Consider the following 16808-nt stretch of genomic DNA (forward strand, 5'->3'; position numbering starts at 1 on the left):
CCCCCGCCGGGGTGCGGACGCCGCCCAGACTACCGTTGCCCCATGTCCACCCAGCCCGTCACCACCCGCACCCTCGCAACGCTGGACGCCGACGACCTGGCCCGTGTCGCCGACCTCGTCGCCGCCGCCGAGCGCGCCGACGGCGTACGCCCCGTCAACGAGCAGGCCTGGCTCGACATCGTCGGCAAGGCCCGCGACGGCATCGCCCACCAGCTCGCCGAACGGGGCGGAGTGCTCGTCGGCTACCTGCACCTCGACTCGGCGACCGACGACACGACGGGCCAGCTCGTCGTCCATCCCGACCACCGTCGCCGGGGTGTCGCGTCGGCGATGCTGGGCGCGCTGGGCTTCGACCCGCGCTCACCCGAGGGCGCGAGCCGCCGCGACCGCGGCCTGGTGCTGAAGCTCTGGTCGTTCGGCGACCTGCCCGCGGGCCGGGCGACGGCGGAGGCCCTGGCGTACGCGCCGGTGCGCGAGCTGCTGATCATGGAGCGGGACGTCGAGGAGATCCCCGAAGCCCACTTCCCGCCCGACGTGACGCTGCGGACGTTCACCGAGGACGACGTCCAGCCGTGGTTGCGCGTCAACGCGCGTGCGTTCGCCCACCACCCGGAGCAGGGCATGGTGGCCGAGGCTGACCTGCGCGCCCGGATGGCCGAGCCGTGGTTCGACCCGGCGGGGTTCCTCGTGGCGACGCGCCCCGACGATCAGGGTCGCGACCAGCTCGTCGGCTTCCACTGGACCAAGATCCACGACGCCGACACCGGCGAGGTCTACGTGATCGGCGTCGACCCCGACCACGCCGGCGGGGGTCTGGGCCGCCAGCTGCTGCACGCGGGCCTGGCCCATCTGCGCGACCGGGGCGTGCGCCGCGTCATCCTGTACGTCGAGGGTGACCAGACGCGCGTCGTCGGTCTGTACCTCTCCGCTAGATTTGCCATCGCGCACCGAGACGTCCTCTGGAGCAGGAGAGCACGTGACGAAGTACTATCCGCCCGCCGGAGACCTCCCCGATGACCGTTTCGGTGACCGGGAGCTCTCCTGGCTCGCGTTCAACCAGCGCGTGCTGGAGCAGGCGATGGACGCCCAGCGCGTCCCCCTGCTCGAGAGGGCGAAGTTCCTCGCGATCTTCTCGTCGAACCTCGACGAGTTCTTCATGGTCCGTGTGGCCGGCCTGAAGCGCCGCATCGCCGCGGGGGTGGCCGTGCCGGGTGTCTCGGGGCACATGCCGCGCGACCTCCACGAGCTGATCCTGCAGCGTACGCGTGAGCTGGTCGACCAGCAGCGCCGCGTCTTCGCCGACGACGTACGCCCGGCCCTGGCTGCGGAAGGCATCGAGATCCTGCGCTGGGACGAGCTCCGCGCGCCCGAGAAGGACCGGCTGCGCCAGCTCTTCGCCGAGCGCATCTTCCCGGTCCTGACGCCGCTGGCGGTCGACCCGAGCCACCCGTTCCCATACATCTCCGGCCTGTCGCTGAACCTGGCGGTGCTGCTGAAGAACCCGACGACGGGCGCGCGCCAGTTCGCGCGGGTGAAGGTGCCGAACATCCTGCCGCGGTTCCTCGAGCTCGGCGATGGCCGTTTCGTGCCGCTCGAGGACGTCATCGCCCACCACCTCGACCAGCTGTTCTCCGGCATGCAGGTGCTGCAGCACCACGTGTTCCGCGTGACCCGCAACGAGGACGTGGAGGTCGAGGAGGACGACGCCGAGAACCTGCTGATGGCGCTCGAGAAGGAGCTGCTGCGCCGCAAGGTGGGCCGCCCGCCGGTGCGTCTCGAGGTCGAGGACGACATGGACGACCGGATGCTCGAGCTGCTCGTCTCCGAGCTGGACGTCGACGAGCGCGAGGTCTTCCGGATGGCGGGTCCGCTCGACCTGACGGGGCTGTTCTCGCTGGCGTCGGTCGACCGCGACGACCTGTCCTACCCGAAGTTCCTGCCCCAGACCCACCCCCATCTGGCCGAGGTCGAAACGGCGGCGCCGGTCGACGTGTTCACCCAGATGCGCAAGCGCGACGTGCTGCTGCAGCACCCGTACGACTCGTTCGCGACGTCGGTGCAGCGGTTCATCGAGCAGGCCGCGGCCGATCCCCACGTGCTGGCGATCAAGCAGACGCTCTATCGCACGTCGGGCGACTCCCCCATCATCGACGCCCTGATCGAGGCCGCGCAGGCCGGCAAGCAGGTGCTGGCGGTCGTCGAGATCAAGGCGCGGTTCGACGAGCAGGCCAACATCGCGTGGGCGCGCATGCTCGAGAAGTCGGGCGTGCACGTGGTCTACGGCATGGTCGGGCTGAAGACCCACTGCAAGCTGTCGCTCGTGGTGCGCGACGAGCCGGAGGGCCTGCGCCGCTATGCCCACATCGGCACGGGCAACTACAACCCGAAGACGGCCCGCATGTACGAGGACATGGGCCTGCTGACCACGAACCCGATCATCACCGAGGACGTGGCCCGGGTGTTCAACCACCTGTCGGGCATGACCCAGGAGATGAATTACCGTCGCCTGCTCGTGGCCCCGCACTCGATCCGCAAGGGGCTGATCGCGCGCATCGAGAACGAGATCGCCAACGCGGAGGCCGGGCGGCCGGCGGGCATCCGCATCAAGGTCAACTCCATCGTCGACGAGGCCGTGCTGGACGCCTTGTACCGGGCGTCCAACGCGGGTGTGCCGGTCGACCTGTGGGTGCGCGGCATCTGCACCGCGAAGCCGGGCGTACCCGGGCTGAGCGAGAACATGCGCGTACGCTCGATCCTCGGCCGCTTCCTGGAGCACTCGCGCCTGTTCTGGTTCGCCAACGACGGCCGGCCGACGGTCGGGCTGGGCTCGGCCGACATGATGCACCGCAACCTCGACCGTCGTGTCGAGGTGCTGGTGTCGATCACGAACAAGGCCCACATCGCCCAGATCGAGCACCTGTTCGACCTGGCGTTCGACGAGGGCACCGTGTCGTGGCACCTGACACCCGAGGGCTGGGAGGCGCACACGACCGACGCGGAGGGCAACCCGCTGCGCGACCTGCAGGAACACCTCATCGCGGCGACGAGTCGCCGCCGGTCGCGGGAGGGCGCTCAGTAACGTGTCCAGGCGGGAGAAGCTCCAGGCCGCGGGGGCCGTCGTCGTGCGCGGTGAGGGCGCCGAGCGCGAGTTCCTGGCGGTGCACCGCCCGAAGTACGACGACTGGTCCTTGCCCAAGGGCAAGCTCGAGGCCGGGGAGCTGCCGCCGGTTGCCGCGGTGCGGGAGGTGGCCGAGGAGACCGGCACGGTCGTGGCGCTCGACCTCCCGCTGGGCACGACGCAGTACGAGGTGCGCGGCCAGCCGAAGCGGGTCCACTACTGGCGTGCATCGGTGATGGCGACGGTGGGCCACGCCCCCGATCTGGAGGTCGACCGGGTGCGCTGGATCAAGGTGGCCTCGGCGGCGGCGTCGTTGACCTATCCCGGTGACGCCGAGCTGGTCGCCCAGGCTGTGGCCGCACCGGCCACGACCCCGCTGGTCATCACTCGCCACGGCAAGGCGATGGAGCGCAAGCGGTGGGCCCACCGTGACTCGGCGCGGCCGATCACCCATCGCGGCCGTCACCAGGCGCGCGAGGTCGCGAAGGTGCTCACGGCGTTCGGGGTGATGAGGATCACGTCGTCGAGCTCGAACCGGTGCGTGGCGACGGTGCTGCCGTACGCGACGCAGCGTCACCTGCCGATCGAGCGGGCGACCATCCTGAGCGAGGAGCGCGGCGTCGACGACCGGTCGGGTGTGGGCCGCTTCATGGAGGCTCTGGCCCGCAGCTGTGCCGACACGGGGATCGCGACGGTCGTGTGTGGCCACCGGCCGGTGCTGCCGCACATGCTGGAGGGGCTCGGGCTGCCCGACGAGCCGTTCCGCACGGGCGAGTCTGCGATCATCAATGTTGGGGCCGACTACGAGATTCACAGCGTGGAGCGCATCCGCACGGTCACCTGAAGGTAACGATTGGCGATCAACGAATGGATAGTTCACCTCCTGTTCACCTCTTCGGACTCACCCCGTCACGTGACCTGCCTAGTTTCGCGAGTGCAGGACCCCCTGAGGTTCTGACAAGAGCTCCACGGGGGAGCACACACTCGACCCACGAAGGATGAATCGTGACGATGAACCAGTTCGCCAAGCTGGCCACCCTGGCCGCCGCTGGCACGCTCGCTCTGACCGCCTGCAACAGCGGCGGCAACACCACCGGCGGCGACACCACCGGTGGCAAGTCTGAGGCTGCCAGCGCCTACGCCTGCCCCACCGGCAAGCTGTCGGCCGAGGGTTCGTCGGCTCAGAAGAACGCCATCGACGAGACCTCGGCCGCCTACGGCGAGGAGTGCAAGGGCAAGGCCACCGTCGAATACAACCCGACCGGTTCGGGCGCCGGCATCAAGGCCTTCTACAACAAGCTCGTCGACTTCGCCGGTTCCGACTCGGCGCTGAAGACCACCGAGAAGGACGGCATCGTCGAGGCCGACAAGGCCAAGGAGCGCTGCGAGGGCAACCCGGCCTGGAACCTCCCGATGGTCGTCGGCCCCGTCGCCATCGCCTACAACGTCGACGGCGTCGAGAAGCTCGTGCTGACCCCGCAGGTCCTCGCGAAGATCTTCGATGGCACCATCACCAAGTGGAACGCCCCCGAGATCCAGCAGATCAACAACGGCGCCACGCTGCCCGACGCCAACATCACGGTCTTCTTCCGCTCCGACGAGTCGGGCACCACCGAGAACGTGACCAACTACCTCAACAAGGCCGCCGGCGACGCCGGTTGGGCCAAGGACAAGGTCTCGAAGTCCTGGAAGGGCAAGGGCGAGGGCAAGCAGAAGTCCTCCGGCGTCGCCGAGGGTGTCAAGGCCACGAAGAACTCCATCTCCTACATGGAGCTCTCCTACGCCAAGGACAACCAGCTCAAGATGGCCCAGATCGACAACGGCGCGGGCCCCGTCGAGCTGAACGGCGCGAACGTGTCGAAGGCCATCGCCGAATCGAAGATCGCGGGCCAGGACCACGACCTCAAGCTCGAGTTGAAGTACGCGGGCACCGGTGCCGGCGCCTACCCGATCAACCTTGTCACCTACGAGATCGTCTGCTCGAAGGGCCTGCCCGCCGAGAAGACCGCCCTGGTGAAGGACTACCTGACCTACATGTCCTCCACCGAGCAGCAGAAGGCGCTCGAGGAGATCGGCTACGCGCCGCTTCCCGCCGACCTCCAGAAGAAGGTCCAGGAAGCCGTCAAGGCCATCCAGTGACCTCGGCTCTCTGAGCTTCACACAAAGACTGCAGACAGTGGTTGGCCTTCCCGCTCTCCAGCGGGAAGGCCGCACCCTTATCAGGGAGAAACATGTCCAACACCGATGACTTCGGCCAGCCGCTGAAGGACCAGCCGGAGGGTGCACGCAACGCCTTCGGCCAGCCGGTGCCCGACGACCCGACGATGTCCCCCGTCGCCGTCGCGGGCAAGGATGGCGCCGATCCTGCCGTGGCACCCCCGGTCCCCCAAGTCCAGTCCCGGGCCCAGGCCAACGCCGACCCGTCCCCCGTCACCGACGAGCCGGCCACCGGCAAGGTCCAGCTCGCCAAGGTCGGCAAGGCCGGCGACAAGGTCTTCCTGGGCCTGTCGTGGGCCGCGGCGATCATCATCGTCTCGGTCGTCGCCTTCGTGGGCATCTTCCTCGTGATGATGGCCGCCCCGAGCCTCGCCCAGAACGACGCCAACTTCCTCACCTCGCGTGAGTGGAACGTCGGCGGCGAGCGCCTCGCGTTCGGCATCGCCGGCCTGTTGTGGACCACGGTCCTCACGTCGGTCGTCGCGATGATCATCGCCGTGCCGATCGCGGTCGGCTGCGCGCTGCTCATCACGATGTTCCTGCCGAAGCGCCTCGCGAGCCCGTTCGGCTTCGTCATCGAGCTCCTCGCCGCCGTCCCTTCGATCATCTTCGGCCTGTGGGGCATCAAGGTGCTCGCCCCCTTCCTCAACCCGATGACGATCTGGCTCCAGCACACGTTCGGCTGGTTCCCCCTGCTCGGCGAGGGTCTGTCGTCGACCGGCACCGCGTTCGTGGCCTCGGTCGTGCTGGCCATCATGATCCTGCCGATCGTGACGTCTATGTCCCGCGACGTGTTCGCCCAGACCCCGCGCGACCACATCGAGGCCGCGCTCGCCCTGGGCGCCACCAAGTGGGAGGTCATCAAGACCGCCGTCTTCCCGTACGGCCGCTCCGGCGTCATCTCCGCCTCGATGCTCGGCCTCGGCCGCGCGCTCGGCGAGACGGTCGCCGTGATGATCATCCTCGCCCAGGAGGCGGCGGGCTCGAAGTTCAACCCGTCGCTGTTCGCCGGCGGTGAGACCTTCGCCTCGAAGATCGCCAACAACGCCCCCGAGTTCGACACGCCGTCGAAGACGGGCGCGTACATCGCCGCGGGCCTGGTCCTGTTCATCGTCACCTTCGTGGTGAACGCGACCGCCCGCATGATCGCCGACAGCGGAAAGGTGAAGTCGTGAGCACCGCAACCACCACCATGGAGCCGGCGGGCGAGTCGCGCGTCCAGCTCAAGCGTCCCTCGGGCGCACGCACCGTCAAGAACACGCTGACCACGGTCTTCGTGTACGCCTGCGGCGTGGCCGCGCTCATCCCGCTGGTCTGGATCCTCTTCTCGGTCATCGGCCTGGGCCTCCCGGTCATCCTGAACGCCGACTGGTGGACCAAAGATCTGACGGGCATCACGTTCCGCCGTGCGGGTGGCGGTGCGCTCCACGCGATCATCGGCACCCTCGAGATCGGGCTGATCTGCGCGGTCGTGGCAGTGCCGATCGCCATGCTCGGCGCGATCTTTCTCATCGAGTACGCGCGAGGCACCAAGATGGCCCGCGTCGTCTCGTTCATGGTCGACATCCTGTCGGGCATCCCGTCGATCGTCGCCGCGCTCTTCGTGTACGCCCTGTTCATCACCATCCTGGGTCAGGGCCGCTCGGCGCTGGCTGCCGCGATGGCGCTCGTGCTCCTCATGCTCCCGGTCGTTCTCCGCTCGACCGAGGAGATGCTGAAGCTCGTGCCGGACAGCCTCCGCGAGGCCTCGTACGCCCTGGGCGTGCCGAAGTGGAAGACCATCATGCGTGTGGTCATCCCCACGGCCTTCTCCGGCATCGCGACCGGCGTGATCCTTGGTCTGGCCCGCGTCATGGGTGAGACCGCCCCGCTGCTCATCCTCGTGGGCTACGCCCAGGGCATGAACACCGACCCGAACAGCAGCGTCATGGGTACGCTTCCGACGATGATCAACGACGGACGCGCCCAGGCCGAGCAGATGCCGGGCTACGCCCGCGTCTGGGGTGCCGCTCTCACGCTGATCATCATCGTCATGGGCCTGAACATTCTCGCCCGGTTCCTTGCCAATGTCGGCAAGGTCAAGAACAAATAAGGACTTCGTAGACATGGCAAAGCGCATCGATGTAGAGAACCTGAACATCTACTACGGCAAGTTCCACGCCGTCGACTCGGTCTCGTTGACGGTCCAGCCGCGCACCGTGACTGCCTTCATCGGCCCGTCGGGCTGCGGCAAGTCCACCGTGCTCCGCACGCTCAACCGCATGCACGAGGTCATCCCCGGCGCCTACTGCGAGGGCTCGGTCAAGATCGACGGCGTCGACCTGTACGGCCCGGGCGTCGACCCGGTGGCTGTCCGCCGCCTCGTCGGCATGGTGTTCCAGCGCCCGAACCCGTTCCCGTCGATGTCGATCTACGACAACGTCATCTCGGGTTTGAAGCTCAACGGCGTGAAGGACAAGAAGGTCCTCGACGAGACCGTCGAGCGCGCCCTCAAGGGCGCCAACCTCTGGGAAGAGGTCAAGGACCGCCTCGACAAGGCCGGCATCGGTTTGTCGGGTGGCCAGCAGCAGCGTCTGTGCATCGCCCGCGCCATCGCGGTGGAGCCGCAGGTCCTGCTCATGGACGAGCCGTGCTCGGCCCTGGACCCGATCTCGACGCTCGCCATCGAGGACCTCATCCAGGAACTCAAGGAGAAGTTCACCGTCGTCATCGTGACCCACAACATGCAGCAGGCCTCGCGTGTGTCCGACCAGACGGCGTTCTTCAACCTCGCTGCGACAGGAAAGCCCGGCCAGCTGGTGGAGATCGGCCCGACCGAGAAGATCTTCTCGAACCCCGAGCAGAAGGCCACCGAGGACTACATCACCGGCAAGTTCGGCTGATCGTCCCTCGTTCGCCTCAGGAGCGCCCCCCACCGCTCGCGGTGGGGGGCGCTCCTCGTCGTCGCGGGTGGCGCGGTCAGCGCTTCTTCGACGTGGTGCCCGCCTTCGAGCCGGTGCCCGACTTCGAGCCGGTGCCCGACTTCGAGCCGGTGCCCGACTTCGAGCCGGTGCCCGAGCGCGTACTGGTCTTTCCACACCCAGGGTCACCTCGGGGTTCCCCCTGACCGACCGGACAGGGTTCGGCAACCTACACTGTCCGCGTGAGCGAACCCGGTTGGTACCCAGATCCGGGCGGCCACAAGGGCATGTTCCGCTACTGGGACGGCTCGAGGTGGTCGCCGAACGTCTCGCCGTCGCCCGGCGGCACGCCTCCCACGCCCGCAGGCGGCGGTGGGTTCGACCCGACGCGCCCGCTCACGCCCACGACCCAGACGGGGCCGCGCCTGCAGCCCGGGGCCGTCCCGCCGGGGCGGGCTGCCGGCATGCCACCGGGTGCTGGCGGCGGTGGTGGACGGCGCCTGTGGTGGGTCGCCGGCATCGCTGCGGCCGTCGTCCTCGTCGTCGTGCTCGCGCTGGCTGTCCGCGGCGGCATGGGGACGATCGCCGGCGGCAAGAAGACCACCCCCGGGGTCGTCGGCCAGCGTGACGTCTGCCCGCGCATCACGGCAGCGCCGACGGCGCCCGGCAAGGGCACCTCTCGCGACGGCCGCGTGTTCGGCGGCAAGCTGTCCTACCCGCTGCTGCCGCCGCCGTGGAGCGCGCCGTCGCCGGACTCCCGCGTACCCTTCGGGCGCGAGGTCGCCACCCAGTCGGTGAACGTCGAGCGCAACACCGACCCGCGCTACGACTGGGATTCCTGGGTCGCGTCGGTGCTCGTGGCCGAGCTCGTGGCCGGGGACGGCTTCTACGAGCCCAAGCAGGGTGCCGAGATCGTCGTGAAGTGCGTGGTGGGCGCGTTCTACGGCAACTCCAAGGTCGACCGCAACGACACCGTGAACCGTGCCGAGAAGGTGCAGGGGCGCGACGCGTGGCTGATCGAGTCCCACCTCTCGTTCGACGTGCCGGGGCTGAACACCAAGGGCGAGCTCCTCGTCGTCCTCATCGTCGCCACCGGGGAGGGCGAGGCAAGCCTCTACTACGCGTCGATCCCCGACACGGCCCGCCAGTGGGAGGCCCCCGCCCGCCAGGCCATGTCCGATCTGCGGGTCGAGGGCTGAGCCTTGCCCTCCGCGGGCTGGTATCCCGATCCGGGCCGCCAGCCCGGGCTGTACCGCTACTGGGACGGCCGGACGTGGACGGAGCGGACCACGCGTACGCCGGGCGCTCCCCTGCCCGCGCCCCCCGCTCCGCCGTCGGGTGGGGCGCGGCGTACGGGATGGATCGTCGCCGCGGTGGTCGTGGCCCTCGTCGCGGGAATCGCCGTCTGGCGCTCCTCGGCGGGCGGTGGCGGTCCGCTGGTCGGGCCGCCGACGGTGAAGCCCACGCCGCGCGAAGTGTGCCCGAAGCCGGGCATGCCCAGACCGGTCACCGTGGAGAACGGCCGCGTACGCGCCGGCCGCCTGACCTACCCGGTGGCGCCGCCGCCGTTCCTGGGTCCCCGGCTCGACAATCGCATCCCATACGCCGTAGCAGCCGGCAACCAGGAGGTCGTGACGCAGCACGACTACCAGCCCGGCTACAACTGGTATGCCAACATCATCAGCGCCGAGCTCCAGGCCGGGGACGGGTTCTATGCACCGAAACAGGGTGCCGAGATCATCGCGACGTGCTTCGGCCGGCTCTACATGGACGCCAAGCTGACCCGCAACGGCCGGGTCAGCCGCGCCCTGACGATCGACGGACACGACGCCTGGCTGCTGGAGACCGACCTCGGCTTCACGATCACCGGTCTCAGGGCGAAGAGCGAGCGGGCCATCATCGTGGTCGTGGCCACCGGCGAGGGCGAGTCGAGCCTGTTCATGGCGTCCATCCCGGAGGACGCGAAGGAGCACGAGGCGGCGGCCCGCCAGGCCATGGAAGGCCTGCGCGTCGGCTGATCAGCGCGTGCAGGTGCCGGCAGCGCCCCGCGCCGCCTTGTACGCGACCACGCGGGCGGCGGCCTCGTCGACGAGCTTCGCGAACGCCGGGTCGGAAATGGCACGCTCGCGTACGGCCTTCACCATGGCGGGCTGGATCGACGGGTCGCCGTTGATGACGACGTCACCGCCCGCGGCGACGAAGCGTACGGCGCGCTCCCCCGGCGACAGGAACGCGACCTGCTTGGCCGCGCCCATGTCGTCGGAGATCACGACACCGTCGAAGCCAAGGTCTCCGCGGATCATGTCGCCGATGACGGCCTTGGAGAAGGTGGCGGGCGTCCCGGGGTCGATCCGGCTGTAGATCGCGGTCGAGACCATGACCATGTCGGCGCCCGCGGCCACCCCCTCGCGGAACGGGGCGAGCGCGACGTCGTCGCGCGTCGTGGTCGTGTCGGTCACGTTCGCCGCCAGGTCGGTGTTGCCCTTGACGCGGCCGAGGTTCGGGAAGTGCTTGACCGAGGTGGCGATCCCGGCGGCGTCCATGCCGCGGATGAACGCGTTGGTCTTGGGGGTGACCTTGTCGGGGGTGGCACCGTAGCCGCGCTTCAGCGCACCGATCGGGTCGTTGGCCGAGCCGATGTCGCCGGGCACGACATCGGTGACGGGCGCCAGGTTGACGTCGATGCCGGCCTGCTTGAGGTCGTCGCCCCACTTCTGGGCGGCGGCCTGCAGCCCCGCGTCGTCCATCTTCGCCTGGTCGAGGGCGCTGGGGATCGTCGCGAAGCCGTCACCCCTGAGGCGCTGGACCATGCCGCCCTCCTGGTCGGCGGCGACCAGGACGCGTACGCCCCGGGGGCTGACCGCCGCGGCACGCACGTCGTCGGCGATCTTCTTGACTCCGGAGCGGCCGGCGGTGGTGTTCTCCAGCAGGATGACCTGGCCCGTGCGGGTGTCGGCGAGCATCCTGCGATAGGTCGCGTCGACCGGGGAGGTGGCGGGCTTGCCGACCATGAACAGCTGGCCGACGCGCTCCTCGCGCGTCATCGCGCCCACCAGCGACGCGCACGACGGCTGCGTGGGGGTGGGTGAGGGCGTCGGGGATCCAGCGGTCGACGTCACCGGCGCGGGCGCGGAATGGGAGGCTGGCCCGGTGGGCGCCTGCGCCGGCGTACCGCACGCGGCGACGGGGACGACGGCGAGCAGGGGCAGCAGTCGGGTACGCACCCGGCCACCCTAGGCGACGCCTTCGCGCGCAGGTCAGATCGGCCTCGCGTCACCCTCCAACGGGAGCGCGAGCAGCGCGTTCTCGACGACCTCGGTGAGCGCCGGGTGGATCCAGTACTGGCCGCGGGCCACGTCCTTGACCGGCGTGCCGAGCGCCATGGCCTGCACGAGCGGCTGGATGAGCATCGACGCCTCGGGGCCGATGATGTGGGCACCGAGAAGGGTCCCGTCGGGCGAGGCGAGCACCTTGCAGAAGTGGTCGGTGTCCTCCAGCGCCCAGCCGTAGGCGACGGACCCGAAGTCCTGGACGGCCCGCACGTAGGGGATCTTGGCGGCTCGGAGCTCCTGCTCGGTGGCGCCGACCGCCGAGATCTGCGGATGGCTGAAAACCGCGTGCGGGACGGCGTAGTGGTTCGCGGCGATCATGGCGTCGGGGTTGAGCAGGTTGTGCTGGACGACGCGGGTCTCGTGGTTGGCGACGTGCTTGAGCTGCCACGGCGAGCTGACGTCGCCCATCGCGAACACGCCCTCGGCGGTGGTGCGCTGCTGGTCGTCGACCACGATGTAGCCGGCCTCGTCGACCTCGATCCCGGCGGCCTGGAGGTTCATCTCGTCGCCGTTGGGGATGCGGCCGGTGGCGTTGAGGACGACTTCGGCCGAGTACTCGTACTCGACACCCTCGGCGTCCTCGGTGACGACGACGACCTCGCCGGTCTCCTCGTCGTCCTCGAGCCGCACCAGCGTCTGGTCGAGGCGGACGGGGATGCGCCGGCCGACGAGTTCGGTGAAGCGTTCGGAGACGTCCTCGTCCTCGCGGCGCAGCAGGTGGCTCGAGCGGTTGATGAGCGTCACCTTCGTGCCGTAGGCCGAGAAGATGTAGGCCATCTCGGCGGCGACGAAGCCACCGCCGAGGATGATCATCGTCTTCGGCAGCTCGGGCAGCCGCATGACGGTGTCGGAGGTGTGGACGACGACGTCGTCGGCGCCCGGCACGTCGAGCGGACGCGGGCGCGAGCCGGCGGCGATGACCACGCGGTCGGCGGTGATCTTGCCGCCGGCGACGCCGAGCTGGCGGGGTCCGGTGAAGCGGGCGTGGCCGTCGATGACGGTGATGTGGGGGTTGCGCTCGCGCCAGTCACGGCCCGACTCGGAGATCAAGTCGATGCGCCCGAAGATCCGGTCGCGCACGGCCTCGAAGTCGACGTGGCCGCGCTGCATCGTCACGCCCAGACGCGCCGCCTCGAGGTGGGCCGTCGCCAGGTCGGCGGGGTGGACGAACATCTTGGTGGGGATGCAGCCCACGTTGAGACACGTGCCACCGAACTTCCCCTCGATGCCGCGGTCGACCAGCGCGATCTTCAGGTTTTCGAACCGCTCGTCGAGCAGCGAGTTCCCCGAGCCGGAACCGATGACGATCAGGTCATAGTGAGGAAGGGCGTCGTCCATGGCCGCAATCCTTTCACGGCCCCACCTCGCGCTCCGAGCAGACCCGTGGATGAGCTCGGCGCGGAGAGCGGCCTCGGACCACACCGCGGGCGTGCCGAATCATCACAAAGTTTCCCCGAGGGGGCCCAGATCCAATCGCTCGAGCCAACTTCTTGCTGATCTGGCACGCCGCTCGCCCGGAGCCCGGGGTTGTGCGCGGAGGGATCAGGCCAGGTGGGAGGCGTACGGGCCCACCGCGGGACCCCATTCGAGGATCCGCATGTCGGTGACGACCGACTCGACCTGGAACGGGTCGCCCTTCAGCAGCTCGGCCAGACCCTCCTTGGACTCGTGGCGGAACACGAGCAGGCCACCCGGCTCCTCGGCGGGGGCGTAGGCGCCGGCCACCAGGCAGATGCCGTCCTCGGCGAGACGGCCGAGGAACTCGCGGTGGGCGGGGCGGACCTCTTGGCGGCGGTCGGCGTCGTCGATGTAGGTGTAGTGCACGGCGTACGTGGGCATGGGCACAGTCTGCCACCGCCACGGCTTCGGGCTCCAAGGAGATCACCGATAGTGTCGAGGTCATGAGCGAGGAGCGTTTCGACCTGCACGGCACGGCTCTGGTGACGGGAGCCTCGGGTGGCCTCGGGGAGGCGTACGCGGAGTTCTTGGCCCGCAGCGGCCTCGACATCGTCCTCACCGCGCGTTCCACCGACAAGCTCGAGGCGCTGGCGAACCAGCTGCGTGAGCGCCACAACCGCGTGGTGACGGTCCTCCCCTGCGACCTGACCGACCGGGCCTCCCGGGAGAAGCTCGTCGCCGACCTGTCCGCGCGCGCGCTGACCGTCGACGTGCTGGTCAACAACGCGGGCTTCGGCACGTGGGGCGGCTTCGCCGACATCGAGACCGAGCGCGTGCTCGACGAGGTCGAGGTCAACGTCGCCGCACTGACCCATCTGACCCGGCTGCTGCTGCCGGCGATGCGCGAGCGGAGGTACGGCGTGGTCGTCAACATCGCCTCCACCGCAGCGTTCCAGCCGATCCCCGACATGGCGGTGTACGCGGCGACGAAGGCGTACGTCCTGAGCCTGTCGCAGGCGCTGTGGTCAGAGAACCTGGAGCACGGCGTACGGGTCATCGGCGTGTGCCCCGGCCCGACCGACACAGCGTTCTTCGACAACGCCCGCGCGACCGATGCGATGACGCAGCGGCGCACGCCGGAGCAGGTCGTGCGCACGACCGTCCAGGCGCTGAACCGCAACGAACCATACGTCATCGACGGCGCCGCGAACGCACTGCTGGCGCAGGTGTCGAAGCGGTCCCCGATCAAGGTCGCCCTCCCCGTGGCACGACGGTACGCGGCCCCGCGGACCCCGAGGCCCTGAGCCCGGCGTCTCGGATCCGGGACACACCCACGGGGCACGTTGGTCGTGCCGACCGCGCCCGGCACCATGGCCCGCATGGTCGAGAACGCGCATCGGAAGGTTGAGGTCGGGGTGGGGCCGCTGGCCCCCGAGGACGTGGTGCTGGTGGCGCGCGGGGGCGCACCGGTCCGCCTGACAGAGGAGGCACTGGCGGGGATCGCGGCCACGCGTACCCGAATCGAGGAGCTCGCCGCCGCGTCCCGCCCGGTCTACGGCGTCTCGACCGGCTTCGGGGCGCTGGCCACACGCCACATCCCGGCCGAGCTGCGCACCCAGCTGCAGCAGTCGCTCGTCCGTTCGCACGCCGCCGGCTCCGGCCCGGAGGTCGAGCGCGAGGTCGTCCGTGCCCTGATGCTGCTCCGGCTGTCGACGCTGGCCACGGGCCGGACCGGCGTACGCCCGATCGTCGCCGAGACGTACGCCGCGCTGCTGAACGCCGACATCACGCCAGTGGTCCATGAGTACGGGTCGCTGGGCTGCTCGGGCGACCTGGCACCGCTGGCCCACTGCGCTCTGGCCGTCATGGGCGAGGGCGTGGTCCGCGACGCGTCCGGGGAGCGGGTGGGGGCCGCCACGGCGCTGGCCGCCGCCGGCATCGAACCGGTGACACTGGCCGAGAAGGAGGGCCTGGCGCTCATCAACGGCACCGACGGCATGCTCGGCATGCTCGTGCTCGCCTGCCACGACCTCGGCCGCCTGTTCACCCTCGCCGACGTCGTCGCCGCGATGAGCGTCGAGGCGATCATGGGCACCGACAAGGTGTTCGCCGCCGACCTGCAGGCGCTCCGCCCCCAGCCGGGTCAGGCGCTCGCCGCCGCGAACATGGCGACGATGCTCGCCGGTTCGCCGATCGTCGCCAGCCACGACCGCGACGACTGCCCGATCGTGCAGGACGCGTACTCGCTGCGGTGCGCCCCGCAGGTCGCCGGCGCCGGACGCGACACCCTCGAGCACGCACGCCGCGTCGCCGGGTACGAGCTCGCCGCCGCCGTCGACAACCCCGTCGTCGCCCTCGATGGCCGGGTCTCCTCGAACGGCAACTTCCACGGTGCGCCCGTGGCGTACGCCCTGGACTTCCTCGCGATCGCCGCCGCCGACCTGGCCTCGATCTCGGAGCGCCGCACCGACCGGTTCCTCGACGCGAAGCGCTCGCAGGGACTGCCGCCGTTCCTCGCCGACGACCCGGGCGTCGATTCGGGCCACATGATCCTGCAGTACACGCAGGCTGGCATCGTCTCCGAGCTGAAGCGCCTCGCCGCGCCGGCGTCGGTCGACACGATCCCGAGCTCGGCGATGCAGGAGGACCACGTGTCGATGGGCTGGTCTGCGGCCCGCAAGCTGCGGCGCGCCATCGATGGGCTCACCCGCGTGCTGGCCTGCGAGGCGCTGACGGCCGCCCGCGCGCTCGACCTGCGCGAGGCCCGGGGGCTCCAGACGGGCCGGGCGACCGGGGCGGTCCGCGACCGCATCCGCGACGAGGTCCCCGGCCCGGGCCCCGACCGCTTCCTGGCCCCCGAGATGGAGGCCGTCGTCCGCATGGCCGCCGGTGGCGACCTCGTGCGCGCCGCCGAGGCCGTCACGGGCCGCCTGCACTGACCGTCAGCGGCGGCCCTGGATCCGGCGGGTGATCTCGTCGGCCCCGCGCCGCAGCGCCTCGGCGACCTCTTCGGGCTCACGGGTCAGGACGCGCGAGCGCCACGTCGCCGACAGCGCCGCGAGGGGCTGCTCGTGCAGGTCGAAGATCGCCACGCCCGCCGACCGCAGGCCCGCGGCGACCAGCTCGACCTCCTCCGACCAGCCGCGGTCGCGCTCGGCCGCCAGCTCGCGGACCAGCTCCGCGTACGACCTGGGGCCGCGACCCGTGCGGGACACGAAGTCGCCGGGGCGCGCGTACAGGGCCTTGACCTGCGGGGCGTCCATCCGGGCGAGGATCGAGCGCCCGTTCGCGGTCAGGTGGGCCGGCAGGAGGACGCCGATCGCCGTGACGAGGTCGGGCTCGGCGTCACTGACCTGACGCGGCGACTCCTTCAGCAGGTACATGGTGTTCGCACCGCGCAGGATGCCGAGGTGGACGGTGATGCCGACCTCGTCGGCGACGCGGCGCATCACGGGCCGCGAGACCCGCTCGAGCTGTTCGTGGACCGTGTACGCCGACGCCAGCCGGAACGCCGCAGCCCCCAGCGCGTAGCCGCGCGCCTCGGGCACGTAGACGACGAACCCGCGGTCCACCAGCACGGTGAGGATGTGGTAGGCCGACGAGCGCGGCAGGCCCAGCTCGCGGACCAGCGTCGCCACGGGAACGGTGCCCGCCCGTGCCGACAGGAACGTCAGGATGTCGAGCGCACGGCCGACCGCGGGCGAGGTGCTGGTCTCGGGCATGGTCCTCCTGTCGTGGTGGGGGTCCTCGTCCTGGCGCAGGCGGCCTCGCTCGCGGAGCGGGCCGAGCCACCTGCCCTCCGAGCGAGCGCCAGCGCGACGAGGAGCTCCGGCGTCTCGGATA

At 70.1% G+C, this 16808-nt stretch carries 15 protein-coding genes; 11 read left to right on the plus strand and 4 right to left on the minus strand.

The features are described from left to right. Positions 1 to 42 precede the first annotated feature (42 nt). The 9 genes from mshD (at position 43) to ACYVGD_RS12960 (ending at position 10253) form a co-directional block, all read left to right on the plus strand. Positions 43 to 1017 carry a mycothiol synthase gene (gene mshD / locus ACYVGD_RS12920; protein ID WP_460744168.1) on the plus strand — a complete coding sequence of 325 codons (975 nt, stop codon included), beginning with the start codon at positions 43 to 45 and terminating at the stop codon, positions 1015 to 1017. Further along, positions 977 to 3079 carry an RNA degradosome polyphosphate kinase gene (locus tag ACYVGD_RS12925; RefSeq protein ID WP_460744170.1) on the plus strand — a complete coding sequence of 701 codons (2103 nt, stop codon included), beginning with the start codon at positions 977 to 979 and terminating at the stop codon, positions 3077 to 3079. The genes mshD and ACYVGD_RS12925 overlap by 41 nt, the downstream gene beginning before the upstream one ends. A 1-nt stretch (position 3080) precedes the next feature. Further along, entirely contained in the window at positions 3081 to 3962 is an 882-nt protein-coding gene (locus tag ACYVGD_RS12930) for an NUDIX hydrolase (protein ID WP_460744172.1), read from the plus strand. Between the two features lie 167 nt (positions 3963 to 4129). Further along, positions 4130 to 5257, plus strand: a complete 1128-nt coding sequence (gene pstS, locus ACYVGD_RS12935; RefSeq protein ID WP_460744248.1) for a phosphate ABC transporter substrate-binding protein PstS — start codon at positions 4130 to 4132, stop codon at positions 5255 to 5257. 92 nt (positions 5258 to 5349) lie between these two features. Continuing rightward, a complete protein-coding gene (gene pstC / locus ACYVGD_RS12940) occupies positions 5350 to 6510 on the plus strand; it encodes a phosphate ABC transporter permease subunit PstC (protein ID WP_460744174.1) in 1161 nt (386 codons plus the stop codon). A gap of 17 nt (positions 6511 to 6527) precedes the next feature. Further along, complete coding sequence (gene pstA, locus ACYVGD_RS12945) at positions 6528 to 7427, plus strand: phosphate ABC transporter permease PstA (RefSeq protein ID WP_460744249.1); 900 nt, start codon at positions 6528 to 6530, stop codon at positions 7425 to 7427. 13 nt (positions 7428 to 7440) lie between these two features. Further along, on the plus strand, positions 7441 to 8217 hold the full coding sequence (gene pstB / locus ACYVGD_RS12950; RefSeq protein WP_460744176.1) for a phosphate ABC transporter ATP-binding protein PstB: 777 nt from the start codon (positions 7441 to 7443) through the stop codon (positions 8215 to 8217). A 260-nt stretch (positions 8218 to 8477) separates the two neighbouring features. Beyond that, on the plus strand, positions 8478 to 9434 hold the full coding sequence (locus ACYVGD_RS12955) for a DUF2510 domain-containing protein (RefSeq protein ID WP_460744178.1): 957 nt from the start codon (positions 8478 to 8480) through the stop codon (positions 9432 to 9434). Positions 9435 to 9437: 3 nt separating this feature from the next. After that, positions 9438 to 10253, plus strand: a complete 816-nt coding sequence (locus ACYVGD_RS12960) for a DUF2510 domain-containing protein (protein WP_460744180.1) — start codon at positions 9438 to 9440, stop codon at positions 10251 to 10253. Here ACYVGD_RS12960 and ACYVGD_RS12965 read toward each other — a convergent pair whose 3' ends face one another. The 3 genes from ACYVGD_RS12965 to ACYVGD_RS12975 form a co-directional block, all read right to left on the minus strand. Beyond that, positions 10254 to 11459, minus strand: coding sequence for a glycoside hydrolase family 3 N-terminal domain-containing protein (locus tag ACYVGD_RS12965; RefSeq protein ID WP_460744182.1), 1206 nt, complete (start codon positions 11457 to 11459; stop codon positions 10254 to 10256). A 33-nt stretch (positions 11460 to 11492) separates the two neighbouring features. Continuing rightward, complete coding sequence (locus ACYVGD_RS12970) at positions 11493 to 12905, minus strand: mycothione reductase (protein WP_460744184.1); 1413 nt, start codon at positions 12903 to 12905, stop codon at positions 11493 to 11495. 204 nt (positions 12906 to 13109) lie between these two features. Continuing rightward, on the minus strand, positions 13110 to 13406 hold the full coding sequence (locus tag ACYVGD_RS12975) for a YciI family protein (RefSeq protein WP_460744186.1): 297 nt from the start codon (positions 13404 to 13406) through the stop codon (positions 13110 to 13112). Positions 13407 to 13468: 62 nt separating this feature from the next. On the opposite strand from ACYVGD_RS12975, the gene ACYVGD_RS12980 reads away from it, so the two are divergent. Both ACYVGD_RS12980 and hutH read left to right on the plus strand, forming a co-directional pair. Continuing rightward, on the plus strand, positions 13469 to 14269 hold the full coding sequence (locus tag ACYVGD_RS12980) for an SDR family NAD(P)-dependent oxidoreductase (RefSeq protein ID WP_460744188.1): 801 nt from the start codon (positions 13469 to 13471) through the stop codon (positions 14267 to 14269). Between the two features lie 75 nt (positions 14270 to 14344). Next, positions 14345 to 15904, plus strand: a complete 1560-nt coding sequence (hutH, locus tag ACYVGD_RS12985; RefSeq protein WP_460744191.1) for a histidine ammonia-lyase — start codon at positions 14345 to 14347, stop codon at positions 15902 to 15904. A gap of 3 nt (positions 15905 to 15907) precedes the next feature. On the opposite strand, the gene ACYVGD_RS12990 is transcribed toward hutH, so the two are convergent. Then, positions 15908 to 16687: an IclR family transcriptional regulator gene (locus ACYVGD_RS12990; RefSeq protein WP_460744193.1), complete on the minus strand. Its 780-nt coding sequence runs from the start codon at positions 16685 to 16687 to the stop codon at positions 15908 to 15910. Positions 16688 to 16808 lie beyond the last annotated feature (121 nt).

The sequence above is a fragment of the Mariniluteicoccus endophyticus genome (assembly GCF_054780035.1).

Excerpts from the sequence above, each read along its gene's own strand:
- pstA (WP_460744249.1), top strand. The coding sequence starts at position 6,528 with ATGGAGCCGGCGGGCGAGTCGCGCGTCCAGCTCAAGCGTCCCTCGGGC.
- ACYVGD_RS12990 (WP_460744193.1), bottom strand. The coding sequence starts at position 16,687 with ATGCCCGAGACCAGCACCTCGCCCGCGGTCGGCCGTGCGCTCGACATC.
- hutH (WP_460744191.1), top strand. The coding sequence starts at position 14,345 with ATGGTCGAGAACGCGCATCGGAAGGTTGAGGTCGGGGTGGGGCCGCTG.
- pstS (WP_460744248.1), top strand. The coding sequence starts at position 4,130 with ATGAACCAGTTCGCCAAGCTGGCCACCCTGGCCGCCGCTGGCACGCTC.
- ACYVGD_RS12980 (WP_460744188.1), top strand. The coding sequence starts at position 13,469 with ATGAGCGAGGAGCGTTTCGACCTGCACGGCACGGCTCTGGTGACGGGA.
- mshD (WP_460744168.1), top strand. The coding sequence starts at position 43 with ATGTCCACCCAGCCCGTCACCACCCGCACCCTCGCAACGCTGGACGCC.
- ACYVGD_RS12975 (WP_460744186.1), bottom strand. The coding sequence starts at position 13,406 with ATGCCCACGTACGCCGTGCACTACACCTACATCGACGACGCCGACCGC.
- ACYVGD_RS12970 (WP_460744184.1), bottom strand. The coding sequence starts at position 12,905 with ATGGACGACGCCCTTCCTCACTATGACCTGATCGTCATCGGTTCCGGC.
- pstB (WP_460744176.1), top strand. The coding sequence starts at position 7,441 with ATGGCAAAGCGCATCGATGTAGAGAACCTGAACATCTACTACGGCAAG.
- pstC (WP_460744174.1), top strand. The coding sequence starts at position 5,350 with ATGTCCAACACCGATGACTTCGGCCAGCCGCTGAAGGACCAGCCGGAG.